Origin of the sequence: Actinokineospora globicatena, from assembly GCF_024171945.1 — a bacterium.
GTDB lineage: Bacteria > Actinomycetota > Actinomycetes > Mycobacteriales > Pseudonocardiaceae > Actinokineospora > Actinokineospora globicatena.
In genome coordinates this window covers 17,990-44,412 of record NZ_JAMTCR010000002.1, presented here as the reverse complement: position 1 = coordinate 44,412, position 26,423 = coordinate 17,990, and the positions used below count along the sequence as shown (strand labels likewise).

General features: G+C 72.0%; 25 protein-coding genes and 1 other RNA gene. 21 read left to right on the top strand and 5 right to left on the bottom strand.

What is annotated here, in order from left to right; translation table 11 throughout:
- Window positions 1–86: 86 nt before the first annotated feature.
- Window positions 87–1,097, top strand: a complete 1,011-nt coding sequence (locus LV79_RS00195) for a cobalamin biosynthesis protein (protein ID WP_253831149.1) — start codon at window positions 87–89, stop codon at window positions 1,095–1,097.
- On the opposite strand, the gene LV79_RS00190 is transcribed toward LV79_RS00195, so the two are convergent.
- From LV79_RS00190 to LV79_RS00180, 3 genes are read right to left on the bottom strand one after another with little or no spacing between them, the layout of a single operon-like run.
- A complete protein-coding gene (locus LV79_RS00190; protein WP_253831148.1) occupies window positions 994–1,782 on the bottom strand; it encodes an SURF1 family cytochrome oxidase biogenesis protein in 789 nt (262 codons plus the stop codon). The genes LV79_RS00195 and LV79_RS00190 overlap by 104 nt on opposite strands.
- Before the next feature lie 20 nt (window positions 1,783–1,802).
- On the bottom strand, window positions 1,803–2,597 hold the full coding sequence (locus tag LV79_RS00185) for a fructosamine kinase family protein (RefSeq protein WP_253835623.1): 795 nt from the start codon (window positions 2,595–2,597) through the stop codon (window positions 1,803–1,805).
- Between the two features lie 32 nt (window positions 2,598–2,629).
- Window positions 2,630–3,085 carry a low molecular weight protein-tyrosine-phosphatase gene (locus LV79_RS00180; RefSeq protein ID WP_285470513.1) on the bottom strand — a complete coding sequence of 152 codons (456 nt, stop codon included), beginning with the start codon at window positions 3,083–3,085 and terminating at the stop codon, window positions 2,630–2,632.
- 30 nt (window positions 3,086–3,115) lie between these two features.
- On the opposite strand from LV79_RS00180, the gene LV79_RS00175 reads away from it, so the two are divergent.
- From LV79_RS00175 to LV79_RS00155, 5 genes are all read left to right on the top strand, one after another.
- On the top strand, window positions 3,116–3,283 hold the full coding sequence (locus tag LV79_RS00175) for a hypothetical protein (RefSeq protein WP_253831147.1): 168 nt from the start codon (window positions 3,116–3,118) through the stop codon (window positions 3,281–3,283).
- 668 nt (window positions 3,284–3,951) lie between these two features.
- Complete coding sequence (cobC, locus tag LV79_RS00170) at window positions 3,952–4,983, top strand: Rv2231c family histidinol phosphate aminotransferase CobC (protein WP_253831146.1); 1,032 nt, start codon at window positions 3,952–3,954, stop codon at window positions 4,981–4,983.
- Window positions 4,980–5,819, top strand: a complete 840-nt coding sequence (locus tag LV79_RS00165; RefSeq protein ID WP_253831145.1) for a Nif3-like dinuclear metal center hexameric protein — start codon at window positions 4,980–4,982, stop codon at window positions 5,817–5,819. The genes cobC and LV79_RS00165 overlap by 4 nt, the downstream gene beginning before the upstream one ends.
- On the top strand, window positions 5,816–6,553 hold the full coding sequence (locus LV79_RS00160) for a zinc ribbon domain-containing protein (RefSeq protein WP_253831144.1): 738 nt from the start codon (window positions 5,816–5,818) through the stop codon (window positions 6,551–6,553). Before LV79_RS00165 ends, LV79_RS00160 begins: the two co-directional genes overlap by 4 nt.
- 2 nt (window positions 6,554–6,555) lie before the next feature.
- Complete coding sequence (locus tag LV79_RS00155) at window positions 6,556–7,653, top strand: bifunctional RNase H/acid phosphatase (RefSeq protein WP_253835619.1); 1,098 nt, start codon at window positions 6,556–6,558, stop codon at window positions 7,651–7,653.
- A gap of 205 nt (window positions 7,654–7,858) precedes the next feature.
- On the opposite strand, the gene ssuE is transcribed toward LV79_RS00155, so the two are convergent.
- Window positions 7,859–8,428 (bottom strand): NADPH-dependent FMN reductase, encoded by a 570-nt coding sequence (ssuE, locus tag LV79_RS00150; protein ID WP_253831143.1) that lies wholly within the window; start codon window positions 8,426–8,428, stop codon window positions 7,859–7,861.
- Between the two features lie 219 nt (window positions 8,429–8,647).
- On the opposite strand from ssuE, the gene rnpB reads away from it, so the two are divergent.
- From rnpB to LV79_RS00105, 9 genes are all read left to right on the top strand, one after another.
- Window positions 8,648–9,036: RNase P RNA component class A (gene rnpB / locus LV79_RS00145), an RNA gene on the top strand.
- Between the two features lie 363 nt (window positions 9,037–9,399).
- Window positions 9,400–9,690 (top strand): hypothetical protein, encoded by a 291-nt coding sequence (locus LV79_RS00140; protein WP_253831142.1) that lies wholly within the window; start codon window positions 9,400–9,402, stop codon window positions 9,688–9,690.
- A 19-nt stretch (window positions 9,691–9,709) separates the two neighbouring features.
- On the top strand, window positions 9,710–10,240 hold the full coding sequence (locus LV79_RS00135; RefSeq protein ID WP_253831141.1) for a hypothetical protein: 531 nt from the start codon (window positions 9,710–9,712) through the stop codon (window positions 10,238–10,240).
- Entirely contained in the window at window positions 10,224–13,154 is a 2,931-nt protein-coding gene (locus LV79_RS00130) for an ATP-binding protein (RefSeq protein WP_253831140.1), read from the top strand. The genes LV79_RS00135 and LV79_RS00130 overlap by 17 nt, the downstream gene beginning before the upstream one ends.
- Before the next feature lie 97 nt (window positions 13,155–13,251).
- A complete protein-coding gene (locus LV79_RS00125) occupies window positions 13,252–15,276 on the top strand; it encodes a magnesium transporter (protein ID WP_253831139.1) in 2,025 nt (674 codons plus the stop codon).
- Window positions 15,277–15,280: 4 nt separating this feature from the next.
- Window positions 15,281–15,901, top strand: a complete 621-nt coding sequence (locus LV79_RS00120) for a hypothetical protein (protein ID WP_253831138.1) — start codon at window positions 15,281–15,283, stop codon at window positions 15,899–15,901.
- Window positions 15,898–16,905: a C40 family peptidase gene (locus LV79_RS00115; RefSeq protein ID WP_253831137.1), complete on the top strand. Its 1,008-nt coding sequence runs from the start codon at window positions 15,898–15,900 to the stop codon at window positions 16,903–16,905. Before LV79_RS00120 ends, LV79_RS00115 begins: the two co-directional genes overlap by 4 nt.
- Window positions 16,906–16,925: 20 nt before the next feature.
- Window positions 16,926–17,429 (top strand): hypothetical protein, encoded by a 504-nt coding sequence (locus LV79_RS00110; RefSeq protein WP_253835617.1) that lies wholly within the window; start codon window positions 16,926–16,928, stop codon window positions 17,427–17,429.
- A gap of 9 nt (window positions 17,430–17,438) precedes the next feature.
- Entirely contained in the window at window positions 17,439–17,642 is a 204-nt protein-coding gene (locus tag LV79_RS00105) for a hypothetical protein (RefSeq protein WP_253831136.1), read from the top strand.
- Window positions 17,643–17,663: 21 nt separating this feature from the next.
- Here LV79_RS00105 and LV79_RS00100 read toward each other — a convergent pair whose 3' ends face one another.
- Entirely contained in the window at window positions 17,664–18,782 is a 1,119-nt protein-coding gene (locus LV79_RS00100; RefSeq protein WP_253831135.1) for a M48 family metalloprotease, read from the bottom strand.
- Window positions 18,783–18,941: 159 nt separating this feature from the next.
- On the opposite strand from LV79_RS00100, the gene panB reads away from it, so the two are divergent.
- The 6 genes from panB to LV79_RS00070 all read left to right on the top strand — a co-directional run bounded on the left by panB (window position 18,942) and on the right by LV79_RS00070 (window position 25,604).
- Window positions 18,942–19,802 (top strand): 3-methyl-2-oxobutanoate hydroxymethyltransferase, encoded by an 861-nt coding sequence (panB, locus tag LV79_RS00095; RefSeq protein WP_253831134.1) that lies wholly within the window; start codon window positions 18,942–18,944, stop codon window positions 19,800–19,802.
- A 115-nt stretch (window positions 19,803–19,917) separates the two neighbouring features.
- Window positions 19,918–20,865, top strand: a complete 948-nt coding sequence (gene pip, locus LV79_RS00090) for a prolyl aminopeptidase (protein ID WP_253831133.1) — start codon at window positions 19,918–19,920, stop codon at window positions 20,863–20,865.
- 91 nt (window positions 20,866–20,956) lie between these two features.
- Window positions 20,957–22,681 carry an NAD+ synthase gene (locus LV79_RS00085; protein ID WP_253831132.1) on the top strand — a complete coding sequence of 575 codons (1,725 nt, stop codon included), beginning with the start codon at window positions 20,957–20,959 and terminating at the stop codon, window positions 22,679–22,681.
- A 54-nt stretch (window positions 22,682–22,735) separates the two neighbouring features.
- The gene (locus LV79_RS00080; RefSeq protein WP_253831131.1) at window positions 22,736–24,136 is read left to right on the top strand and encodes an RNB domain-containing ribonuclease; all 1,401 of its coding nucleotides are present in this window, start codon (window positions 22,736–22,738) and stop codon (window positions 24,134–24,136) included.
- Window positions 24,137–24,181: 45 nt separating this feature from the next.
- Window positions 24,182–24,850, top strand: a complete 669-nt coding sequence (gene npdG / locus LV79_RS00075) for an NADPH-dependent F420 reductase (RefSeq protein ID WP_253831130.1) — start codon at window positions 24,182–24,184, stop codon at window positions 24,848–24,850.
- The gene (locus tag LV79_RS00070) at window positions 24,843–25,604 is read left to right on the top strand and encodes a helical backbone metal receptor (RefSeq protein WP_253831129.1); all 762 of its coding nucleotides are present in this window, start codon (window positions 24,843–24,845) and stop codon (window positions 25,602–25,604) included. Before npdG ends, LV79_RS00070 begins: the two co-directional genes overlap by 8 nt.
- Window positions 25,605–26,423 lie beyond the last annotated feature (819 nt).

Below are 26,423 nucleotides of genomic sequence, written 5' to 3'. Positions count from 1 at the left end.
CCGACCGGCCGACAGCCGCGCACCCCGGCCGCCCGCCCGCGCTACGGTTCCACCCGCCAGGGGGAAACCGACCGGGAGGGCAGCCAGTGTCCGCGTCGCGCGCGTTCGGCCTGCTCCTGGGGGTCGCGGCCGACGCGGCGTTCGGCGATCCCCGCCGGTGGCACCCCGTCGCCGGGTTCGGGCAGGTCGCCCAGCGCCTGGAGCGGGTCGTGCACCGGGACCACCGGGGTGCTGGCGTGCTCTACACGGCTGTGTTGGCGGGTGGCGCTGTCGGGCTCGGTGTCGTGGTCGAGCGTTCGCGTAACCCGATCGTGCGGATCGTGGGGACCGCGGTGGCGACCTGGGTCGTGCTGGGCGGTCGGTCACTGGCATCCGAGGGTTGGGCCATCGGGGCCCGGTTGAGTGCGGACGACATCGCGGGGGCCCGGGAGCGGTTGCCCAACCTGTGTGGTCGGGACCCATCGACGCTGGATAGCGCAGGGTTGGCGCGGGCGACTGTGGAGTCTGTCGCCGAGAACACCTCTGACGCCGTAGTGGCGCCGTTGCTGTGGGGGGCTGTGGCAGGGGTACCTGGGCTGCTGGGGTACCGCGCGATCAACACGATGGACGCGATGGTGGGCCACAAGTCGCCTAGGTACCTCCGGTTCGGGTGGGCGTCCGCGCGGCTGGACGACGTCGCGAACCTGGTGCCCGCTCGGTTGGCGGCAGCGCTAACGGTCGTCGCTGCGCCTGCCGTGAAGGGGGACCGTCAGCGCGCGCGGGAGGCTTGGAAGCGGGACGCGGGGGCTCATCCGAGTCCTAACGCCGGTCAGGTCGAGGCGGCGTTCGCGGGCGCGCTCGGAGTTCAGCTGGGTGGCCGCACCGAGTACTCCTACGGCGTTGAAGACCGGCCGGTGTTGGGGGAGGGGCGCGCACCTGACGCTACCGACGTCGCACGGGCGGTAACGCTGTCTCGGGCCGTTGGGCTGCTCACGGCCGGGCTGGCCGCGCTGATCACGATGAAGCGGCGCGCTCCCGGGCCTCGTCCTCGGCGAGGATCTCCGACACCGACTTCCGCCGCGTCTTGGTCTCCTCGGCGAGGCTCCCGCCGGGCTTGATCTCGCGCCAGGTGAAGTAGATGAGCCCGAGCAAGGCCATCGCACCGAACGCGATCCACTGCAATGCGTAAGACAGGAACGGTCCGACCTCTAGCTGCGGTAGCGGCAACACCCCGAGAACGCCGGGGGAGCCCGCTTCGAGCTGCACGTAGCCCGGCCGAATGTTGAGACTGGCCGCGCGACCCACTACGGCGGGGTCGATCGCATAGACCTGACGGTGACCGTCTTCCTCGAACGCCTGGCGGTCTGTCGACTCCCCGATCCTGACCCGCGCGAGCAGGTTGACCTCACCGGCTGGGGCCGGTGCGTAGTTCGGGACGCTGACGCCTTCGGCCGGGCGCACATAACCCCGGTCGACCAGGACAACGCTGCCGTCCGTGAGGCGGAATGGGGTCAACACCTCGAAGGCGGCGTTGCCCTGAACTGTCCTGAGCCGCGCTAGAGCCTCGCCATCGGGCAGGTAGGTGCCAGCGAGCGTGACGCGTCGCCACTGGTCCGGCGGGACCGAGCCGATGGGGGCCGGAGGGGCGTCGAACGAGTTCTGCACGGCGGTGTTCGTCGCCTTGCGCTCGTCGTGCCGTTGGAACTGCCACGGCGCGAGCAGCGTGAAGCAGGCCACGGCGAACGCCACCACGACGAAGGCCAGCACCAGCCAGCCGGGACGGAGCAGCAGTTTCAACCGCACCCCACCACGGTAGGCCAGGCTCATCCCCTTAGTGCCGCCCGGGCTGCGGCGACGGTCTGACGCGCATATCCCGAACCGAACAGGACAGTGTGAACGAGCAGCGGGAACAGTTGGTGCAAGGGGACTCGGGCAGCCCAACCGTCCGCTAGAGGCCGGTGCTCGTCGTAGGCGGCGATGACCCTGTCTAGGTGCGGGCAGCCGAAGAGGGCCAGCATCGCCAGGTCGGTCTCCCGGTGTCCACCGTGCGCGGCGGGATCGATCAACCACGCCTGCCGCGCCCACACAACGTTGCCGCTCCAGAGGTCACCGTGCAGCCGCGCGGGCGGTTCGGCCGGGACCTCGATCCGACGGCACAACGTTTCGATGACCGCGACACCGTCGCGATCGATGAGTTGCCGGTCAGCAGCGTTGCGCAGGTAGGGCTCGATGCGATCGGCGACATACCAGTGCGCCCAGTCACCACTCGGCACGCAACGCATCGGGGCGAGACCGATCCATGCTTGTTCAGGCCCGGTCGATGCGCCGAACGCCTCGGCGCCTGCCGCGTGCAGGTCAGCGAGGTCACGACCAAGGTGCTCAGCCGCAACGATGCTCGGCGTGGCTGGCTCCACCTGCGCCATCACCAGCCACCGGTCGTCGTGCGCCCGGACCTCCGGCACCGCCACCGCGCCGGGCTCCGCCAGCCACAGCAACCCGGCGACCTCGGCCGCGATCGCCCCCGGCCGCGGGTCGAACTTGGCCACCACCAGGTCACCGTCGTCGGTGTCCACCTCGAAGACGTGGTCGGCCAGCGCGTGGACCCCGGTCGGGGTCATCCCGGTGAGCTCGGCCACGGCCGCCGCCGGGTTCAGTTGTCCAGCACCCACTGCACCAGCCCCGGGCAGGCGGCCTCGACCATGGCCAACACCTCGTCGAACCCGTCCGGCCCGCCGTAGTAGGGGTCCGGAATGTCAAGATCCGTCTCGGCGGCCGGGTCGAAAACCCGGAACAATGTCACGCGTTCGGGGTCAGCCACCCGGGCGCGCAACGCCCGCGCGTGCCCGGCGTCCATCGCGACGAGCAGGTCCGCGTCGAGGTGGTCGGCACCAACCTGCGCCGCCACGTGCGCCGTCGGGTAACCGTGCCTGGCCAGCACCCGCGCGGTCCTCGGGTCGGCAGCGTCACCGACGTGCCAGCCGTCCGTGCCCGCGCTGGTCACCCGCACCCGCCCGGCCAACCCGGCCCGCCGCAGGTGCTCGCCGAACACGAGCGCGGCCATCGGGGACCGGCAGATGTTCCCGGTACAGACGAAGCAAATGTGCACGCGGCCAGGGTAAGAGGAAGGGGACCAGCAGTGGACGAACCCTGGTGGACGGTGGACACCAACCCCCCACCCGACCGCCTCCTCCTCGCGGTCGAACACCACATCACCCTCCGCACCTCCCCCGACGACCTAGCCCGCCGCCGCGCCCGCCGCTGGCTCCGCGCCAACGACCTAACCCCCCTCACCGACTGCGACTAGCCCCACCCCCACCCGCCATTCACCCATCCGGCACGTGCCCCCTGGTCAGCGCGTCGCTCCTGCCCCGATGTTCATGCCGATGGGTGACAGAAGTTATCCACATGTGGATCTCCGCAGGGATGCTTTCAAGATCCACTGTCGGTACCCCCAGGTAGACTGGCCCAGGGACGCCCCCCGGAGAGGGTGGGGGCTGGGCGGGGGAGGGACCGCGCGCGGGCGCGATCCGGGGGCGGTAGGGCTGGGTGGGTGCGGCGGGCCGCTGGGGCGGGAGGCTCGACGGGCCATTGGGGGCGGGGCTCGCTGGGTCGTCGGGGGCGGGCTCGTTGGCCGGAGGCCACTCGGTGGCGGTTTGAGTCCGGCGTCGTCTCGGAAGGTTCGGGGGTGTCGTGCTCTCCCTGCCCGCTGTTTGGCAGCGGCGGGCGGCGGTGGTGGGTTGGCTGGGCGGCGCGACTGGGTGTTGGGCTAGGTGGGTGGGCCGTGAGGGTAGGTGGGGGCGGCGGCCCAGCAGGGCGAGCGGTGTGGCGGGGTGTTGAGGCCGGGCGGGGGCGGCGGTCTGGCAGGGGCGGGTGGCGGGCCAGGCGGTGCACGCGGGGGACGGGGTCGCTGGGGTGGGGACCCAGGGGGCGGGGCCTCGGGGGGCGAGGTGGGGGCGGCTTAGGATTGGGGGGATGACCAGCGATGACTTGCTTCGGCACCACGGGGATGTGGATGCGGCTCCCGGGTTGGTGGACTTCGCGGTCAATGTGCGTGGGGGGCGGCCGCCCGAGTGGTTGTTGGAGCGGTTGGTGGGGGCTCTAGGGCGGGTTGGGGTGTACCCGTCTGCTGCGGATGATCTGCGGGCGCGGGAGGCGGTGGCGGCGCGGCACGGGTGTGAGCCTGAGGCGGTCGTGGTTCTCAACGGGTCGGCGGAGGGGTTTTCGCTGGTGCCGCGGGTTGTGGACAGTCGGGCCGCGGTGGTGCACCCGCAGTTCACCGAGCCTGAGGTGGCCTTGCGCTCTGCGGGCGTCCCCGTTCATCGGGTGCTGCTCGACCAGGAAGACGGCTTCCGGCTCCACCCCGACCGCGTCCCGCAGGACGCCGACCTCGTGGTCATCGGGAACCCGACCAACCCCACCTCGACCCTGCACCCCGCCGACGCCATCCGTGAGATCGCCAACCAGGGCCGCGCCAGGACAGTGCTGGTCGACGAGGCCTTCATGGACGCCATCCCCGGCGAACCCGAGAGCCTCGCGGGTGAGCCGGACACCCTCGTCTTCCGCAGTCTCACCAAGACCTGGGCCCTGCCCGGTCTCCGCGCGGGCTACGCCATCGGCCACCCGGACCTCATCGCCCGGCTCACCGCGAACCGTCCACAGTGGCCGGTCAGCACTCTGGTCCTAGAGGCCGTCACCGCCTGCTGTGAGGCCCCCGCGCTGGCCGAGTCCGAGATCGCCGCGCTCGACTCCCAGGCCCACCGCGAAGCGCTCCAGGTCGAACTCGCCGACTTCGTCCTCGGTGACCCGCGAGCCCCCTTCCTGCTCGTCCAGGTCCCCGATGGCGAGCGGGTCCGCGGCGCGCTCCGTGACCGGGGCATCGCTGTGCGCAGGGGCGACACCTTCCCCGGACTCGGCCCGGACCACCTGCGCGTCGCCGTGCGGTCGCCGCGGGAGTGCGAGCCGTTGATCGCGGCCCTGCGCGCCGAACTGGAGGTTCGATCATGAGCACCGTCGCCGACGTGGTCCGGGTCCTCGAGGTCGCGTACCCGCCGGGGTTGGCCGAGGGCTGGGACGCCGTCGGCCTCGTCTGCGGCGACCCGGCCGACACCGTCGACAAGGTCCTCGTCTGCGTCGACCCCACCGAGTCCACAGTGGACGAAGCGGTCGAGACCGGCGCCCAACTCCTGCTCGCCCACCACCCGCTGCTGCTGCGCGGCGTCCACGGTGTCCCCGCCGACACCCCCAAGGGCTCCCTCGTGCACCGCCTGATCCGCGCCGGTGTCGCCCTCTACTGCGCCCACACCAACGCCGACGCCGCCGACCCCGGTGTCTCCGACGCGCTCGCGGACGCGCTCGGTCTCACCGTCACCGGCCCGCTCAACCCCAACCCCGACGGCCGCACCGGCATCGGCAGGCTCGGCGAGCTGCCCGAGCCGGAGCCGTTCGCGGCCTTCGTCGAGCGCGTCGCCCGCGCGCTGCCGCACACCGAGGGCGGCGTCCGGGCAGCCGGGGACCCGCACCGGTTAATCACGCGGGTCGCCGTCTCCGGTGGCGCGGGCGACTCGTACCTCGGCACCGCGACGGCCGCCGGGGTCGACGCCTTCGTGACCGCCGACCTGCGCCACCACCCCGCCGCCGAGCACCTCGCCGTCCCGGGCGCGCCCGCGCTGGTCGACGTGGCGCACTGGGCGAGCGAGTGGCCCTGGTGCGGCCAGGCGGCGGGGATCTTGCGCACCGGCCTCGGCGGTACCGTCACCGTCGACGTCTCCATCCGCCGCACCGACCCCTGGACCACCCAGGCCGCTTGCGCGCCAACCCGAACCGGGAGGTTCACCGGGTGAAAGCCGATCCCGCTGTCCAGCGCCGCCTGCTCGACCTCGCCGAGGTCGACGCCGAACTCTCGCGCGTGCGCCACCGGCGCACCACCATGCCGGAGCTGGCCGAGATCACCACCGCCGAGGCCGCCGTCCGCGCCCGCCGCGACGCCGGGGTCGCCATCCGCACCCAGCTCGACGACCTCGACCGGGAAGCGGCCAGGCAGGAGAAGGAGATCGACGCGGTCCGCGCCCGCGAGGACCGCGACCGCAAGCTGCTGCAGGGCGGCACGATCGGCGCCAAGCAGCTGGCCGACCTGGAGCACGAGCTGCACTCGCTCGAGCGCAGGCAGAGCGTGCTCGAGGACGACCTGCTCGAGCTGATGGAGCGCCGCGAGGCCGTCGAGCTCGACGTCAAGCACGCCGAGGTGGAGCTGGCCAAGGCCGAGCACGTCCTCGCCGAGGCCACCCACCGCCGCGACGAGAACCTGGCCGACCTCGACACCGTCGACGCCAGGCGCGCCGCCGAGCGGGCCAAGATCCTGCCCGGCCTGCCCGCCGACCTGCTCGCGTTCTACGAGCGCCGGGTCGGCCAGGGCCGGATCGGCGCGGCGCTGCTGCGCGCCCGCCGCTGCGGCGCGTGCCGGTTGGAGCTCGACAGCCGGGAGATCTCCCGCATCCGCGAGACCGCCGCCGACGAGGTCGTCGAGTGCGAGGAGTGCGGCGCGATCATGGTGCGCACGCCGGAGTCCGGCCTGTGAGGGTGCGGGTCGAGGCCGACGGCGGGTCGCGGGGCAACCCGGGACCGGCCGGTTACGGCGCGGTGGTCCGCGACGCGGCGACCGGCGAGGTGCTCGCGGAGCGGGCCGAGGCGATCGGGGTGGCGACCAACAACGTCGCCGAGTACCGGGGTCTGATCGCCGGGTTGGCCGCCGCCGCCGAGGTCGGCGCGGACGCGGTCGAGGTCGCGATGGACTCGAAGCTGGTCGTGGAGCAGATGTCGGGGCGCTGGCAGGTCAAGCACCCGTCGATGAAGCCGCTGGCGCGCGAGGCGGGGGAGCTGGCCGCCCGGTTCGACCACGTGACCTACACCTGGATCCCGCGCGAGCGAAACCAGTACGCCGACCGGCTGGCCAACCAGGCCATGGACGGCCAGGCCACCAGCGGGTCCACCGCGCCTGCGGACCGGTCCACCGGCGCCGAGAACCGCGTGCCACCCACCTCGTGGTCCGGTGCCACCGGCTCGCCGACCAAGATCCTGTTGTTGCGGCACGGGCAGACCCCGATGTCGGTCGACCGCCGCTACTCCGGTCGCGGCGACGTCGACCTGACCGAGCTCGGCGCCACCCAGGCCGAGGCGGCGGGCCGCCGGATCGCCAAGCTCGACGGCGTCGACGCGGACACCCCGATCATCGCCTCACCGCTCTCGCGCACCGCCCGCACCGCCGCCGCCGTCGCGAGCGCCACCGGCGGCCGGGTCCGCACGCACAGCGGCCTGCTGGAGACCGACTTCGGCCGCTGGGAGGGGCTGACCTTCACCGAGGCCGCCGAGCGGGACGCGGACCTGCACCGCCGCTGGCTGTCCGACACCGCCGTCGCCGCGCCGGGCGGGGAGAGCTTCGACGCCGTGCACCGCAGGGTGACCGAGGTGCGCGACGAACTGGTCGAGGAGTTCGCGGGCCGCACCGTGCTGGTGGTCAGCCACGTGACGCCGATCAAGTCCTTGCTGCGCCTGGGGCTCGACGTCGGGGCGTCACTGCTGTTCCGGCTGCACCTGGACCTGGCGTCACTGTCGATCGTCGAGTTCTACCCCGATGGCAACGCCTCAGTGCGCCTGGTCAACGACATCTCGCATCTATAACACTCTCCCCGCCGCCCGCCCCCACGTCCCCGCCCGGCATCGTTCCCGGCTTGGCAGGGGAGCGTTCCGGCTTCGTTCCCGGCTTGGCGGGGGACGTTCTGGCATCGTTCCCGGCTTAGTGGGGTGCCGTTCCGGTATCCCTGCCGGGCGTCGTTTCCGGCTTGGTGGGGGGGGCGTTCCGTGCTCTGGTCGGTGGTGTGGGGGGTCAGCCGGTGAGGGGGACCAGGGGGACCACCGCGGGGCGCCTGCGGCGGACGGTTTCGGTGAAACCGGTCAGCACCTCGCCGAGCGCGGCCGCCGCGAGCGGGCGCACGTGCGCGTGGCCCTCGTGCTCGTCGGCGATCATCTGGTCGAGCACGAAGTGCCCGGCGAGCACCTTGGTGGCGCCCATGGCGAACAGCAGCGGCCGCAGCACCCCGTCGATGGCCACCAGGTGCCCCTGGGTGCCCCCGGTGGCCAGCGGCAGCACCGCCTTGCCCGCCAGCGTCCCGGACGGCAGCAGGTCGAGCAGCGACTTGATCAGCCCGCTGTAGGCGGCCCGGTAGACCGGGCTGGCGACCACGATGCCGTCGGCGGCGGCGACCTCGTCGATGGCCGCCGCGATGGCCGGGTCGGTGGTGTCCTCGGCGAGCAGGGACACCGTGGGCAGGTCGCGCACGCTCAGCAGCCGGGTGTGCTCACCGAGCCCGCGCAGTTCGTCGGACACGTGCCGCACGAGCACGCCCGCGCGCGCGGACGGCGACGGGCTGCCGGAGATGATCAGGATCGAGCCCACGGGGTCCCCCTGTGATTGGTTGTCGGTGACGGCGGTGCGGCGTCAGCGACGACAACCGCCACCCGCGAGCAGCAGGAAGTCCACGTGCCTGCGCCGGGTGAGTAAGCGGTCACCGGACATGCTCGCAGTAGATCAGTCCAGGTCGGGGCGGTTCAACGGCGTCCACGCCATGGGACGTGCGGACCGCTGGGTGGACCCCCGTATCCTTGTCCCCGCGGGCGAGTCGACCGGGCGGCCGCGGCGGTGCGCGAGCACCGACGAGGAAAGTCCGGACTCCGCAGGGCAGGGTGGTTGCTAACGGCAACCCGGGGTGACTCGCGGGACAGTGCCACAGAGAACAGACCGCCTGGCCTCCGGGCCAGGTAAGGGTGAAACGGTGGTGTAAGAGACCACCAGCACCCCGGGTGACCGGGGTGGCTAGGTAAACCCCACCCGGAGCAAGGCCAAGAAGGGGTCGCGAGACCCCTGCGCAGACGCTTGAGGGCTGCCCGCCCGAGTCTGCGGGTAGGCCGCACGAGCCTGCCGGCGACGGCAGGCCTAGATGGATGGTCGCCGCCCGAGACGCGGGTCTCGGGACACAGGATCCGGCTTAGACGTCGGCTCGCCCGCCCTGTAGTCCGAACGGCGCCTACACCGATTGGAGTAGTTCCGCACGCGGCACGCCGGGAAATTCGTTGTGAATTGCCTCACTCTGAGTGGTCGATGATCGCGCGTGCGGGTGAAACGGCCGTCGGACTAGGAAAATCGGGTGGTCGTGGGTCCTGACCGGCCCCGCCAGGATGATGATGGTGTGGTCAGATGGCAGCCGGACGGGACAGAGGAGTGCCACCAGGCTCTACGGAACGCATCCTGCTAGCTACCGTAAGTAATGACAATGATGTGCCGCTCGTGCTGTACTCGACTGGCACCGCACAGACCTGTCGCGCGGGAGCACGACGCCCCGACCGCATCCGCGCACTTGGGAGATCGAGATGACTACCCCGACCATCGCCGCCCTCTTCGACCTCGCCCAGCAGCAGCAGCCACCCAAGACCGACCTGGACACCAACAACCTGCGCGACTGGATCCTCAACAACATCATCCCGTTGTTGTTGCTCGTCGTCGCGCTGCTGCTGCTCTGGCTCGGTGGCGGCAAGGGAGACAACGCGGGCGTGATGCGCAGGCTCGGCGGTGTGATCGTCGCGCTCGCCATCGTCGGCCTCGCGGTGACCAACGCCGGTGAGGGCATCGGCCGCTGGCTCGCCGGTCTGTTCACCGGCTGACCAGGCGCGGGGAACTCACGTGCGGATACGCACCGACGACGAGGTCTACCGGGTCGACGCCGTCTGGCTCGGCCCGCCCAAGGCCACCTTCCCGTTCCGCGCCAGGTACGTGGCCTGGGGGGTCGGCACCGTCGTCTTCCTGCTGGTGCTCACGGTGCTGCGCAACCTGGGCGTCGGGCTGTTCTGGTCCTTCGCCTGGGGGCTGGTGGCGACCATCGCGATCACCATGGTCATCTGCTCGCGGATCAGCCACGAGCGCCCGCTCGGCGCCGTGCTGACCATGTGGGTCCGCGAGCTCAACAGCCCGCGCGAGACCACTTCCGGCGCGGGGGGCGCGGTGAGCGCCGCAGGCGTGCGCGTGCGCGCCGAGTTACCCCGCCGGGACCAGCGCGGCTCGGACCGCCGCCGTGCCAAGACCGCCCGCAGGGCAGAAGAGGCCCGTCGCCGCGCCAGGGCCGCGCGCACGGCCAACCCACCCGCGGCACCCCGCGGTACCGGATATGCCAGGAACACGAGGAACAGGGAGGGCAGCGGTGTTCGGACGCCGTAAGCGCGAGCGGGACGCCCTCGCGCCCTATCCGGCGGGCCAGCCGCTCGACCGAGCACCCCAGCAGGGGCGCACCCGGCACAGCGCGCGATACCAACAGGCCCAGGCACCGCGCAAGGCGAACAAGCGGCTCCCAGGCGAGGCCGCGATGCCCAGTTACACCCCGGAGATCGCCGCCAGGACCATCGACGGCCACCTGCTGCGCACCGGCACCGACGTCTACGCCTGGTACCGGCTCGCCCCGCAGCGCTGGTCGTTCCGGTCCGACTCGCAGCGCCAGGACCTGGTGGCCGCCATCGCGGGCCAGTACGCCGAGCTGGCTGGCCGCTGGCTGCACCTGCGGGTCACCACCCGGCCCTACCCGATCCGGATGTGGGCCGAGGCGCACGTGCACAACGCGGTCAACCGGCTGCCGGACGTGCCGGGCGCGCTGAGCTTCGACGACTACCTCATCGGTGAGCAGCAGCAGCTCCTGGGCCGCTCCATGGCCGAGAAGGAGGTCTACCTGGGTGTCCAGGTGCAGACCCGCAACGTGGTCGACCGGGCCGTGGAGCGCGCGGCACCGTTGCTGCGCAAGGTGTTCCCGGACGCGGTCGACGCGGAGCTGCTGGCCATCGAGAGCGAGGTCGAGCACCTCGACCAGGTGATCGGCTCCGCTGGTCTGGAGGGCCGCGCGGCCACCGCCGAGGAGATGTCCTGGCTGATGCACCGGTCCTGTTCGCTCGGCCTGCCCGCGCCGCGCAACATGCCCGCCGTGCCCGGCGCCGCCTGGGAACCGGAGGACCTGGCGAGCTTCACCGACGCCGCCGACTTCCACCAGGACCCGTACGCCCCGACCGTCACCGTCCGCGGCCGGACCGGCTCCAACGCGGGCGTGACCCGGCACGTGACCGTGCTGACCGTCGGCATGATGCACGGCCTGCAGATCCCCGAGATCGACGACCCGTGGGTGCAGCGCAGCGACCGGCTGCCCGCGTCGGTCGAGTGGTCGGCCCGGCTCTACGTGCGCAAGCCCGAAGAGGTGCAGGGCGAGCTGCAGCGGCAGATGAACAAGGTCCGCTCGCAGGTCAAGCACTACACCGACGAGCACGAGCTGGAGCCGCCGCAGTCGCTGGCCCGCCAGGCGAGCCGGGTGCTGGAGATCGACGACGAGATGACCTCGGGCTTCACCGCGCTGGCCACCCGAGTCCGCTCGTGGTGGCGGCTGGCGGTGTCCGGCCCGACCGAGCGGGACGCGCTCCGGTTGGCCCAGCAGCTCTTGGACCTCTACAAGCCGAAGGTCGCCATCGAGCACCCCGAGGCCCAGTACGCCATGGCGCGCGAGTTCATCCCCGGTGAACCGCTCGCCTCTAGCGCCTACCTGCGCCGTGGTTCCGTTGTGTGGGCGGCTTCCGCGGTGCCGACGGCGACCGCGGAGGTCGGTGACCGCCGCGGCATCCTGCTCGGTGAGACCTGCACCGCGACCCGCCGCCCGGTGGCGTGGGACCCGTGGATGGCCCAGGAGATCCGCGACGGCTCCGGCCTGACCGCGATGGTCGCCGGGCTCGGTGGCGGCAAGTCCTTCCTCGGCGGCGGCATCGTCTACAAGACGCTGCGGGCCGGGGCGCACTGGACGATCCTCGACCCGTCCGGCCCGCTGGCCCGGCTGTGCGACCTGCCGGAGCTGCGGCCCTACGCGCGGCCGATCAACCTGCTCAACGCCCAGGCGGGCATCCTCAACCCGTACCGGGTGGTGGCCGAGCCCAAGATCGACCACTTCCTCGACGACGACGACCCCGAGCGGGCCTGGCGCCGGGAGAAGGCGCTGGCCGCCGCGACCCGCCGCCGCCTGGTGCTCGACGTGCTCACCGGTCTGCTGCCCTACGAGGTGGCCAGGCTGCCGCAGAGCCGGATCGTGCTGCTGCGCGCGGTGCGCACCGTCGGCGGCCGGGTCGACGCCGACCCGAGCCTGGTGTTCGAGGCGCTGCGCCGCGACGCCAGCGAGCACCACGAGCACGCCGTCGTGGTCGCCGACTTCCTCGACGAGATGAAGGAGCGGATGTCGCTGCTCATCCCCGAGCGCGGCGCCGACCCGTACGACGAGCAGCGCGACGACCGGATGACCGTGCTGACCATGGCGGGCCTGACCCTGCCCAAGGACGGCGTCGGCCGCGAGCACTGGACCGACGCCGAGGCGCTCGGCGTGGAGATGCTCAACCTGGCCGCCTGGCTGACCCAGCGCTCGATCTACGACAAGCCCAAGGACATGCGCAAGGGCGTCTGGATCGACGAGGCGTTCTTCCTCTCCGAGGTGCCCACCGGTCGGGTGCTGATGAACCGCTTCGCCCGCGACTCGCGGAAGTGGAACGTGCGGGTGCTGCTGTCCTCGCAGATCCCGGCGGACTTCCTCAAGATCCAGGGCTTCGTGGCGCTGCTGGACTCGGTGTTCATCGGCCGCCTCGACGACGACGCCGCGCAGGCCGACGCGCTGCGGCTGCTCAAGGTCCCGGTCGGCTCGGGCTACGAGCAGGTCGTGGCCAGCCTCGGTCGCAGGCCGGGCGCGCACCGCGGGATGACCGAGCGCGACACCTCGCCCCGGCAGTTCATCTTCGGCGACGGCGCGGGCGGGGTGGAGCGCATCCGGGTCGACCTGTCCGGCGAACACCTCAACCACCTGCGCACGGTCATGGACACCACCCCGGACGCGCAGCGCGAGTCCACCCGCCAGGTGGTCGAGCCGCCGCAGCTGCCCGCGCCGACCCCGCCGAGCGAGTACGAGTTCGAGCCGCTGGACGGGACCGCGACCGACGAGGAGTTCGAGCGGGCCGCCGAGTTCGAGCTCGGGCTCACCGAGGAGGACTTCGTCGGGGAGCCGGTGCCCGGCGGCGGGGACGAGCCAGGGGGCGGTAAGAAGCGCGGTCGTGAGGACGCGGCATGAGTACCGGTGCGGACGCTGTCCGCGGCGGTGTCCGGTTGGCTAAGTTGATCAAGCTAGAGGTCGGTTACCCGAGCCCGGCGAGGTTGGTGGACGTCACATGATCACGCTCCTGGTGGTGGCCGCCGCCACGCTGCTGCTCGCGGCGCGGCGGCGGAGGAGACAACGCGGCGCGGCGATGTCGCGGCGGTCTTGGTCGATGGTCGCCGTGATCGGCGTCGTCGCCCTGCAGGCCGTCATCGGCAGCCCGGCGCTGGCGCAGGCCAACGACTCCTGCGTGCCGAACCCGGAGCGCCCCGGCGCTGGGATGGTCGGCGCGATCGACCCACCCCAGGGCAACGGCGAGGCCGACAGCCCGTACCTGATCTACGGCTACGCGGGCCTGGTCTGGCACGTCTACGACGAGTCCTGCGGTGGCCTCGTGCCCGCGGGGGTGTCCGACCCCGGTGCCACGATCGACAACTGGGCGGGCAACGAGCTGTTCAACATGGCGAAGAACATCGTCGGCGCCACGAACTCGTTGCACTACACGCTGATGACCGGTGGCGTCATGGGCGGGCTCAACGAGCAGATCGGCAAGGCCGCCGACTCGGTCTTCGACAACATCTACACCCAGCTGTTCAGCGTCTTCATGCTGCTGCTGGCCATCCTGCTGTTCCGCCAGATCTGGAAGGGCGACCTGGCCACGGTCAGCAAACGCACGCTGTTCGCGTTGGCAGGCATGTGGTTGGCCGCGTCATCGGCGGTCCTGGTGGCCAACTACGACCGCGTCGACGACCTGATCGTGCGCACCACCACCGGCATCCAGGGCGGCTTCGTCGACCCGGAGGAGGACCGGGTGGTCCGGCACATCCTGCCGACCGACCTGCACAACAAGGTCATCTACGAGAACTGGCTGCGCGGCGAGTTCGGCAGCCCCGACTCCCCGCAGGCCCGCGACTTCGGCCGCAAGCTGCTCGACGCGCAGTCCTGGACCCGCGACGACCTGGTGACCGGCCGCGACGCCGACAACGCCGCCGAGCAGGCCAAGAAGAACGAGTACAAGACCATCGCCACCCAGCTCGGCCCGGCGACCGGCTACTTCAAGGGCACCGACGGCTCGCGCACCGGCGCCGGCGTGCTCGCCCTGTTCCAGTCCATTGTGTACTCGCTGTTCCAGCTCTTCGCCAAGCTCGCCGTGCTGCTGGCGCAACTGCTGCTGCGCATCCTCGCGCTGACCGCCCCGGTCATCGGCCTGGTCGCGCTGATCCACCACGACATCCTGCGCAAGGTCGGCCGCGCGGTCGGCGCCGTGGTGCTCAACGTGCTGGTGCTGGCGATCCTGGCGGGCATCCACTTCAAGTTCCTCGAGCTGATCTTCTCCCCGGAGGCCAAGCTCTCGCTGCTGACCCAGATGCTGCTCGCGGCCATCGTGACCCTGGTGTTCTTCCTCGTCGGCCGCCCCGCGCGGCGGATGTGGCAGATGCTGGAGCTCTCGGTCGGCGCGGCCGGCGCGTCGATGCCGGGGGCGGGCGCCGGGATCTTCTCCCGGTTCCGCCGCAACAAGCACCAGGGGCCGACCCCGCAGGACGACTTCTGGGAGCAGGTCCGCGAGGGCGGGGCCGAGGAGACCGCGGAGGCGGGCGCGCTGGCCCGCACCATCGGCCGCAGGCCCCGGCCCGAGGCCAGCAACCCGGTCACCGTGCACGCCGAGCGGATGGACCTGCGCCGCGCGCAGGCCACCATCGCGCGGTCACGGCCGAGCCTGGAGTCCGGGAGCTCCAACACCGAGGTCCAGGGCGAACTCGTGCTCAACGGCGCCGCCGGGGCGACCAGGCTGACCATCGGCTCCGGCCGCGCCAGCCGCACCGTCGACACCGCGCCGGTCGCCGACCGGGGTTGGGACCGCGGCGAGGACGCCGTGGTGATCCCGTCCATGGTGTCGAGCAGGCGCGGCGAGTACGAGGCGCCGGTCGAGGCCCAGCCGAACCCGACCCCCCGGGTCGCCGACGTCGAGATGGTCGCGGGCAGGCCCGTGCACGTGGTCTACCGGCCCTCGCGCGGTCTCGAGGTCGCCGACAACACCCCGCCGCGCCGGATGCCGCTCAACGACGGCCCGCGCGAGACCGACGCCGTGGTGAGGTGACGCCGTGCCGATCCGCACCAACCGGGGCCGTGCCGCGGTGTACCGCAAGCTGTGGGGCTGGCCGCTGCGCTCGCCCCGGCACTTAGGCGTCGCGGTGTTCATCGCCGCGCTCGTGCTCACCGCCGCCGGGATCGTGGTCCCGAAGGTGATCGGCACCAAGGCCACCAACCAGGTCTCGGCTGGCGCGTCGTCATCGGCGCCGACCACCACCCGACCCGGCCAGGTCCCCGACCAGGGCGTCACCAGCAGGCCCAGCACCAGCCCGCTGCCGACCAGGATCACCTCCGCGCCCAGCCCCACCACCCGCGAGACCGTGTCGCCGCAGGCGCTGGAGGCGGTCACCAAGTGGGCCGAGCTCTGGGTCGACCACCCGGCGGGCATCACCGGCAAGGACTGGCTCGAGCGGCTGCGCCCGTACACCACCGAGGAGTACCTGGGCGTCATGGGCACCGTCGACCCGGCCAACATCAAGGCCACCAAGGTCACCGGCCCGGTCCGCGCGGAGACCTCCTACGCCAAGTCCGTCGAGGCCGAGGTGCCCACCAACGACCGGCCGCTGCACGTGACGGTCATCGACACCGGCCAGGGCTGGAAGGTCGCCGACTACCAAGAGGGGTCCGGGTGAAGACCGCGTTGATCGTCGGGACGGTGGTGGTCGCGGTCGTCACCACCGTGATCAGCACCGGCGCGGTCAGCCAGGTCGTGCAGCAGGAGCAGGCCCAGGAGGCCAGGGCGGCCGGGCTCGGCACCTGCAACGCCGCGCTCGGCCCGTCCAGCACCGGCCCGGCTGGCTCGGGCGCCGCCGACGCGGCCAACCTCACCGACGACCAGCGCGGCATCGTCGCCATGATCATCACCATCGGCAAGCAGCGCGAACTGGGGTCCCGGGCCTGGCAGATCGCCATCCAGGCGGGCATGACCGAGTCCGGCCTGCGCAGCCTCAACTTCGGCGACCGCGACTCCCTCGGCATCTTCCAGATGCGGCCCTCCATGGGCTGGGGCACCCCGGAGCAGGTCACCAACCCGACCTACGCCATCAACAAGTTCTACGACGTGCTGCTCAACGTGCCCAACTGGGACAGCCAGCGCCCGGGGGAGTCCGCCCAGGACGTGGAGCGCTCCGCCTTCCCCGACCGCTACCACCGGTGGGAGTCGATGGCCGCCCACCTCATCGGCGAACTCGCCCACATCGAGAACTTCACCGGCTGCGGCACCGGCTTCGGCAACCTGCTGCCCGCCCCCACCGTCGCCGCGGGCACCGCGATCCAGTTCGCCCTCGGCCAGCAGGGCAAGCCCTACCAGTGGGGCGCGGCGACCAACCAGCAGAACTCCTACGACTGCTCCAGCCTGATGGTCCAGTCCTACCGCTCGGGCGGCATCAGCCTGCCGCGCACCTCGCGCGAGCAGTACTGGGCGGGCGCGCTGCTGCCGGTCGAACAGGCCCAGCCGGGCGACCTGCTGTTCTGGGCCTACGACGAGTCCAACCCCAGGACCATCCACCACGTGGCGATGTACCTGGGCGATGGCAAGATCGTGGAGGCCCAGCAGAACGGGGTGCCGGTGCACATCCGGCCGCTGTCGTGGACCGAGGGCGAACTGATGAACCAGGCCGTGCGGCCGGGGGTCTGAGGAAGGGCACCACCGTGAACATGTACCCACCCGGGCCGGGCCCCCGACACCCCGGCTCGGCCCCCATCGCCCGCCCGACCGGCCCGGTGGCCTCCGGCGCGCCGGTGCGCGACTTCCTCAACACCGCCCCGCGTCCCGGCGTCAGCGAGGGCTACGTGGTGCTGCCGCGCTCGCTCGCCGAGGCGATGCCGCTGCCGTGGCAGCAGCACATGGCGCACCTGCTGCACGAGTTCCACCAGGTCTACGCGCACCTGGACTGGCCCGAGTACCGCGTCGTCCCGTCCCGCCGCGAGCGCCTGGTCGACCTGGACGAGGACCAGCTCGCGGAGGTCGGCTGCATGGTGGAGATCGACACCGACGGCGAGCTGGTCTACCGCGAGCGCAACGGCCGCCGCATCGAGCACCCGGAGCGCCAAGAGGTCCTGGTCTCTTGCCTGGACCCCATCCCCAGCCAGCACCACAACGCCAACCAGGACACCCCGCCGCGCGGGTTCCCGGTGCAGCAGGCCCCCAACTGGGGTTAGCTGATCGTCATGGCAGACGACCCCAACCCCGACCCCGGCTGGTACTACAACACCAAGACCAACCAGGTGGAGCACGGCACCCGGTCCCGCTCGGTCGACCTCCTCGGCCCGTACCCGGACCGCGCCACCGCCGAGCGGGCGCTCGACATCGCCCGCGAACGCACCAAGGCCGCGGACAAGGCCGACCAGAACTGGGACCGCGACGAGGACTGACCCGGGTGGCGGCCCGGCCCATCACGCCGGGTCGCCGCTCCCGGGCTCGTCGTTGTGGTGGTGCTCCTTGTCGAGCTTGCGCAGGGCCTCGATGACCTCGGGCAGCTTGGCCGCCAGTTCCGCGTCGACCGCTAGCGCCTCCCGCGCGCTGGACTCCAGTCGCGGCTCGCCGTACTCGCGGTCGTAGAGCACGTCGATCCGCCGCTCCGTCGACGGGTGCGTGGAGTCGACCGCGTGCTCGTCCTGGATATCGATGTCGGAGAGGTCCTCGATCCCGGCCAGGCAGGTCCGCTGCGCCGCCCACACGTCCGCGTCGCCCCTGCGCATCGCCGCGACCAACTCACGCGTCGCCTCGGTCTCCAGGGTCAGCTTGGCCAGCATCGACACCGTCGCCGGTCGGCCCGCCACCCCGGTCGCGAGGTGGTCGGCGTAGAACTCGGCCCGCCGCGACGACTCCCGCAGCAACCGCTCCTGCCCTGCGGCCAGCCACCGCAGCGGGAACGTCAGCAGGTACCCGACGGGCGCGCAGATCACCGCCAACAGCTCCACGAACTCCGAGCTGTCGACCGTGACCGGGACCTCGAGCGCCTCGAACCCGTTGGTGAGCCCGTCCAGCGACGGCCCGATCAGGGCGGAGCGCGCGCTGTCGCCGTTCACCCCGTGCGCGAGTTCGTGCGCCAGCAGGGCGACCCGCTCCTGCGGTGCCAACAGGTTCCACAGCGGGTAGCCCAACGTGATCACCGGGCGCCTGCGGTACCAGACCATCCGGTACCCCGCGTTGAAGTCCTCGGACACCTCGATCCGCCAGACCCGCCGCGCACCCAGCTCGTCGGCGATCCGGTCCACCAACGCGTACAGGTCCGGCGCGGACTCCCGTTCGACCACGTTGTGCCCGAAGTCCAGCAACCCGAACCGCGGCCCGGTGGTGAGCGTGAGCAGGACCATGAGCGCCGCGAACCCGTAGAGGAAGTACCCGGAGATGCCGTCCTCGCGGCTCGCCCACACGAACAACCACCAGCAGAACACCAGCATCGCGGCGGTCACCAGGTAGGACACCACGGCGAGCACCGCGGCCGACCTGGTGGCGCGGTCCGCACCGGGAGGGCTGGTGAGGTCCTCTTCGGATGATCTTGCGTCCACCCCGCCATGATGCCCGCGCCCCGCTCGGGGGCCGTGTGAGGTCTGTCCCACGGCCTCGCCCGGTGGCGGCGCTGGTGCGACGCTGGGTGGGTAAGCCATCCGCGAACACCCGGGGACCCGCGCTGACGTGGGCCTCGAGGGAAGGACGGTCGAGCAGACATGGCTACCGACAACCCCGAAGTCGCCGCCCCGTACGGCACCGGGAGCAGCGCCGCCAAGCCCGCGAAGCGGGTCCGGGTGCACCACCTGCAGGAGCTCAAGGACCGCGGCGAGCCGTGGCCGATGCTCACCGCGTACGACATGTACACCGCCGAGCTCTTCGACGAGGCCGGGATCCCGGTCCTCCTCGTGGGTGATTCCGCGGCCAACAACGTGTTCGGGTACGACACCTCGCTGCCGGTCACCGTCGACGAGCTGATCCCGCTGGTCCGGGCGGTCGCCGGGGCCACGTCGCGGGCGCTGGTCGTCGCCGACCTGCCGTTCGGGTCCTACCAGGTGTCGGTGGAGCAGGCGGTGACCACGGCCGTCCGGTTCATGAAGGAGGGCCGGGCGCACGCGGTGAAGCTGGAGGGCGGGCAGGCCTTCGCGCCGCACGTGCGGGCCATCACCAACGCGGGCATCCCGGTCATGGGGCACGTCGGGTTCACCCCGCAGAGTGAACACAACCTGGGCGGCTACCGGGTCCAGGGCCGCGGCGAGACCGGGGACGCGGTGGTCGCCGACGCCAGGGCGATCGAGTCGGCCGGGGCGTTCGCGGTGGTCATGGAGATGGTCCCCGCCGAGGTCGCCAAGCGGGTCACGCACGAGCTGCGGGTGCCGACCGTCGGCATCGGCGCCGGGCCGGACTGTGACGCGCAGGTGCTGGTGTGGCAGGACATGGCCGGTCTGCGCCGGGCCAAGGCGCCGCGGTTCGTGAAGCGGTACGCGAACGTGGCCGACACGCTCCTGACCGCCGCTAAGGCGTTCGCCGACGACGTGCGGGGCGGCGAGTTCCCGGCCCCGGAGCACGCGTTCCACTGAGGCCGGACGACCCCGCCCCGGCTCGGGGTGGGGTCAGCCCGTCCCGCTCCCGGTGGGACGGAACAGCCGATCGCGCCGTGGTTCCCGACGCGGGGCGTAGGGCAGCATGGAGGCCATGCTGTCCCTGTACCCGCCGGTGGAGCCGCACGACCGGGGCATGCTCGACGTCGGCGACGGGCAGCGGGTGTACTGGGAGGTCAGCGGCAACCCGCGCGGCAAGCCGGTGGTCGTCCTGCACGGCGGCCCCGGCGCGGGCACGCACCCGGTGCAGCGCAGGCACTTCGACCCGACCGCGTACCGGGTCGTGCTCGTCGACCAGCGCGGCGCGGGCCGCAGCTGGCCGCACGTCGGCTCCGCTGGCGCGGACCTGACGGCCAACACGACCTGGCACCTGGTCGCCGACCTGGAACGGCTGCGCGAGCACCTGCGGATCGACCGGTGGCAGGTCTTCGGCGGCTCCTGGGGCGCGACGCTGGCGCTCGCGTACTCCCAGCGCCACCCCGACCGGGTCACCGAGATCATCCTGCGCGGTGTCTTCCTGCTGCGGCGCGCGGAACTCGACTGGCTCTACCGCGGCGGGGCGGGCGCGATCTTCCCCGAGGCCTGGGCGGACTTCCTACGCCTGGTGCCAGAAGGCCACGATCCGCTCGCCGTCTACCAAGCCTTAGTGACCAGCCCGGATCCCGCTGTCCAGGCTGAAGCGGCCACGGCGTGGAGCAACTGGGAGGGCGCAACGGTGTCTCTTGTGCCCAACCCGGCTCTTGTCGCGCAGTACGCGGACCCGTCGTTCGCCGTGCCGTTCGCGCGCGTCGCACTGCACTACTTCGCCAACGGCGGCTGGCTTACCGAGGACCAGTTGCTACTCAACGCGCACCTGCTGGCGGGCATCCCCGGCCGGATCATCCAGGGCCGCTACGACGCCGTGTGCCCGCCCGCGTCCGCCTGGCTCCTGGCCCGGGCGTGGTCGACGGCGCGGTTGACGATCTTGCCGCAGGCCGGTCACTCGACGGCCGATCCCGGGGTGCTCGACGCCCTGCGCGCCGCGACCGACGAGTTCCGCTGATTCCCAGGTCAGCACGCCCTGACCTATGGTGTTCCTCACCCGGGACCCGTATTTTCGCCTCTGAGGCGAAAACATGGTGGAGGATGAGGACATGCCGCAGCTACGGATCGCACTGGCCCAGGTCAACCCCACCGTGGGGGATCTCGGCGGCAACGCCGCCACCGTCGTGGCCTGGGCGCGCCGGGCCGCGGAGGCCGGGGCGCACCTGGTCGTCTTCCCGGAGATGGTGCTGACCGGGTACCCCGTGGAGGACCTGGCACTGCGCCAGTCGTTCGCCGCCGCCGCGAAGGGCGCGCTGACCCGGCTCGCCGCCGACCTCGCCGACGCGGGCTGCGGCGACCTGCCCGCCTACGTCGGCTACCTGGAGCAGGACGTCGAGGGACCCCGCAACGGCGCCGCCGTGCTGCACGGCGGCGAGGTCGTCGCGCGGCAGTTCAAGCACCACCTGCCCAACTACGGGGTGTTCGACGAGCGCCGCTACTTCAAGCCCGGCCACCACCTCGACATCGTGCGGATCCGCGGCCTCGAGGTCGGCATGGTCATCTGCGAGGACATCTGGCAGGAGGGCGGCCCCATCGCCGCGCTCGGCCGGGCCGGGGTCGACCTGGTCGTCGCCCCGAACGCCTCGCCGTACGAGCGCCACAAGGACGACGCGCGGCTGCCGCTGGTGGCCCGGCGCGCCGGTGAGGCGGGGGCGCCGCTGGTGTACGTCAACCAGGTCGGCGGCCAGGACGACCTGGTCTTCGACGGCGACTCGATGGTCGTCGGCGCCGACGGGTCGCTGCTGGCCAGGGCACCGCAGTTCGTCGAGCACCTGATGGTCGTCGACCTCGACCTCCCGGGCGGGGCCACGAAGACCGACGCCCAGGCCGACGACGAGTTCGCGATCCGCCGCACCACCATCTCCGACCAGCCCGTGCCCGCCTACGAGCCCGCGCACGTGCCGCCGATCGCCGAGGCGTTGCCCGAAGAGGCCGAGGTGTGGGCCGCGCTCGTGACCGGCCTACGCGACTACGTCACCAAGAACGGCTTCCGCTCGGTAGTCCTAGGGCTCTCGGGCGGCATTGACTCGGCCGTTGTCGCTGCCCTCGCCGTTGACGCCCTTGGCGCTGACGCGGTGCACGGCGTCTCTATGCCGTCGGGCTACTCATCGGAGCACTCGAAGTCGGACGCGAAGGAACTCGCCGACCGCACCGGGGTGCACTACAGCGTCCAGCCGATCGCGCGGATGGTCGACGTGTTCGTCGGCGACCTGGGCCTGACCGGGCTCGCCGAGGAGAACGTCCAGGCCCGCTGCCGCGGCGTCACGCTGATGGGGCTGTCCAACCAGCACGGCCACCTGGTCCTGGCCACCGGCAACAAGACCGAGCTCGCGGTCGGCTACTCGACCATCTACGGCGACGCGGTCGGCGGGTTCGCCCCGATCAAGGACGTGCCCAAGACCCTGGTCTGGGAGCTGGCCCGCTGGCGCAACGCCGAGGCCGACAAGCGCGGCGAGGTGCCGCCGATCCCGGAGGACTCGATCAGCAAGCCGCCGTCGGCCGAGCTGCGCCCCGGCCAGCTCGACAGCGACTCGCTGCCCGACTACGCGCTGCTCGACGCCGTGCTCGACGACTACGTCGAGGGCGACCGGGGCTACGCCGACCTGCTCGCCGCCGGGTTCGCCGCCGAGGTGGTGGACCGGGTGCTGCGGATGGTCGACCTCGCCGAGTACAAGCGGCGCCAGTACCCGCCGGGCACCAAGATCAGCTTCCGGGCGTTCGGCCGGGACCGCAGGTTGCCGATCACCAACGCGTGGCGCGAGGGCAGCCGCTGACCGGCTCCGTCTCACCATCCCCCGCCCGTCACGTTCACCGGTTAGGGTTCCCCCGTGGATTCCTCGGCGAACGCGACGGGCGGGGACTTCGCGCGGGTCCGCGCCGACTTCGACCTCCCGGACCAGTTCCCCCCGGCAGCGCTAACCGAGGCCGAGAAAGCCGTGTCAGACGGCCCGCGGGGCTCGCGCGTGGACGCGACGGACATCCCGTTCGTCACCATCGACCCGCCCGGCGCCAAGGACCTCGACCAAGCCCTGTGCCTGAGTCGACTCGAAGGCGGCTACCGGCTGCACTACGCGATCGCAGACCTCGGTGCGTTCTTAGTCCCAGACGGCGCTCTAGACACCGTCGCCCGTGAGCGCGGTCAGACCATGTACCTGCCGGACGGCAACGTCCCGTTGCACCCAACGGTGCTGTCCGAAGGCGCGGCGAGCCTGCTGCCCGACGAACGCCGCGCCGCCGCGTTGTGGACGATCGACCTCGACACCGAAGGGCAGCCGGTTAGCGCTGACGTCAAGCGCGCGTGGATCCGGTCGGTGGCCCAGTTCGACTACGCGACCGTCCAAGCCGACATCGACGCGGGCCGCGAGCACCCGTCGGTGACGCTCCTGCCGGAGGTCGGTTCGCTGCGCCGCTCGCTGGCCATCAAGCGGGGCGCGGTCGAGCTGCAACTGCCCGAGCAGGACGTCGACAAGGACGGCGACACCTGGGGTCTGGTGCTGCGCACGCGGACCGCCGTCGACGCCTGGAACGCGGAGCTGTCGCTGCTCACCGGCATGTGCGCGGCCCAGATCATGCTGCGCGCCAAGGTCGGTGTGCTGCGGACCCTGCCGCCCGCCGACGACAACGCCGTCGAGTGGCTGCACCGCTCGGCGGCCGCGCTGGGCATCGAGTGGCCGCCCAGCACCAGCACCGCCGAGCTGCTCGCGGGCCTGGACCCCGCCGACCCGGCCGCGCTCGCGCTGTTCATGGACGCCACCCGGCTGCTGCGCGGCGCCGGGTACACCGTGTTCGACGGCGACCTGCCCGAGCTGGTCACGCACGCCGGGATCGCCGCCGCGTACGCCCACGTCACCGCCCCGCTGCGGCGCCTGGTCGACCGGTTCGGCACGGAGATCTGCCTCGCGGTCTGCGCGGGCGAGCCGGTCGCGGACTGGGTGCGCGCCGCCCTGCCCGCGCTGCCGGGCCTGATGGAGAGTTCCGACACGCTCGCCGCCAAGGTCGACCGCGCCAGCCTGGACCAGGTGGAGGCCTGGGTGCTCGCCGACCAGGTCGGCGCCGAGTTCGACGCGGTCGTGCTGCGCGCGGAGGCCACCGTCGCGGAGATCTTCATCCCCACCCCGCCGGTGCTCGCCAAGGCCGCGGGGGAGGGGCTGCGCGAGGGCGAGTCGGTGCGGGTCCGGCTGACCGCCGTCGACCCGGTCCGCCGCCGGGTCGCGTTCGAGCGCGCCTGACTCGCTACCGTTCGTGGGGAGTGTCTTCACGGGAAGGGGCGGGACGTGGCGGAGTTGGGTCAGCTCAAGGTCGGGGTGCTCGGCGGGACCGGTCCGCAGGGCCGCGGCCTCGCGCTGCGCTGGGCGAAGGCCGGTATCCCGGTGGTGCTGGGCTCGCGCGCGGCCGACCGCGCCGAGGCAGCCGCGGCTGAGCTGCGGGAGGCGGCCGGGGTCGAGCACGTGACCGGCCTGGACAACGCGGGCTGCGCGGCGGAGTCGGACCTCGTGCTGGTCGCCGTGCCGTGGGAAGGGCACCAGGAGCTGCTGGTCAGCCTGCGGTCCCAGCTCGCTGGCAAGATCGTCGTCGACTGCGTGAACCCGCTCGGCTTCGACAAGCAGGGCCCGTTCGCGCTGCCGGTCGCCGAGGGCAGCGCCGCGCAGCAGGCCGAGCAGACCCTGCCGGACTCGCGGGTCACGGCCGCGTTCCACCACGTGTCCGCGGTGCTGCTCGGCGACCTGTCGGTGGCCGAGGTCGACATCGACGTGCTGGTCCTCGGCGACGACCGCGAGGCCACCGACACCGTCCGCGCCCTCGCCGACGCCATCCCCGGCATGCGCGGCGTCTACGGCGGCCGACTGCGCAACGCCCACCAGGTGGAGGCGTTCACGGCCAACCTGATCGCCATCAACCGCCGGTACAAGTCGCACGCGGGCCTGCGGATCACCGATGTCTGACGCGCTCGACGACCACGGCACGCTCTTGGGACCCGTCGGCTCGTTCCGCCGCGTCATCAGCCTGGTCCCGTCCCTGACCGAGGCCGTCGCGGTGTCCGCCCCGGGCTTGCTGGTCGGCGCCACCGACTACTGCACCCACCCGGCGGACCTGGACGTCCCCCGGGTCGGCGGCTCGAAGTACCCGGACCTGGCCGCCGTGCGGGACCTGGCGCCGGACTTGGTGATCACCAACACCGAGGAGAACCGCCTCGAGGACGTGACGGCTCTCCGGTCAGCGGGCGTCCCGGTGTGGGTGACCGACGCCCCCACCACCGTCCCCGCGGGCTTGGCCTCCACCCGCCTCCTCCTGGCAGGCCTAGGCGCGACCCCCGACTGGCTAGACGAAGCCGACGCCCTCTGGTCCCACACCGAAGCACCCTGGGCCACCGCCATCATCCCCGTCTGGCGCAAACCCTGGATAGTCCTAGGCAACTCCACCTTCGCCGGCGACATCCTCTTACGGCTAGGGGTAATCAACGCCTACGCCACCCACGCCGACCGCTACCCGCGCCTGTCCATAGAGGACCTCAACGCCACCTCAGCCACCCTCGTAATCCTCCCCGACGAACCCTACGAGTTCACCCCAACCGACGGCCCCAACTTCTTCCCCACCAAACACCCCATCCTCACCCCCGGCCGCCACCTGACCTGGTACGGCCCCTCCCTCGTCACCGCCAAACAATCCCTAACCCAAGCCCTATCCCCCGCCCGCTAACCCATTTCTTTCCAGCCACCCCTCCGCCCGCGCCGCCCCCGCACTCCGGCGCCCTGCCTGCCGCATAGGCCCGCCCGCCGCGCAGACCCGCCCGCGCGCCTGCCCAGGCCCCGCGCCCACTTCGCACCCAGCCATTCCGCGCATCCGCCCGATGCCGTCTCCAGGTGCCGCAGTCACCCCCAGACGCCCATTTCCACACCAGCGCCCAGACACTCCACGTTCCCCCCCGGCGCCCAGACACCTCTTGCCCCGCCCCGGCGCCCAGACACCACCGTTCGCCCCGGCGCCCCAGTCCGCCCAGAAATCGAACTTCCACCCCAGTCCGCCCTGGATGCGCCCTTCGCCCTCCAGCGCCCCGGTTTGCGGCCTCCAGACGCGCCCTCCAGCGTCACGGCTCACGCGCCCTCCGGCATCGCGACTTGCGAGCCTCCAGACCCGCCGTCCGGCGTCAGGGCCTGCGGCCTCCAGACCACGCCCACCCCGCCGCTGACGCCCGCCCGTAACACCTTCGGGCGAACCCCCTTGACGCCCCCGGGGGCCACCCCCAAGCCTGGCCCGGCCCCCACCCTCTCCGGGGGGCGTCCCTGGGCCAGTCTATCGGCACCCCCCGACAGTGGATCTTGAGCAAGCCCCCGCAGAGATCCACATGTGGATAACTTCTGTCACCCATCAGAGTGGATTCAGTCACCCCATCGGCAAGGAATTCGCTGGTCAGGCGCCTGGGACCGTCAGAACCACCCCGGCTCGCCAGCAAGTCGTCCCGCGAGTGATCGACATTGAGACCAGAACGGCATCAACCGTCCACAGTGGATAAATCCA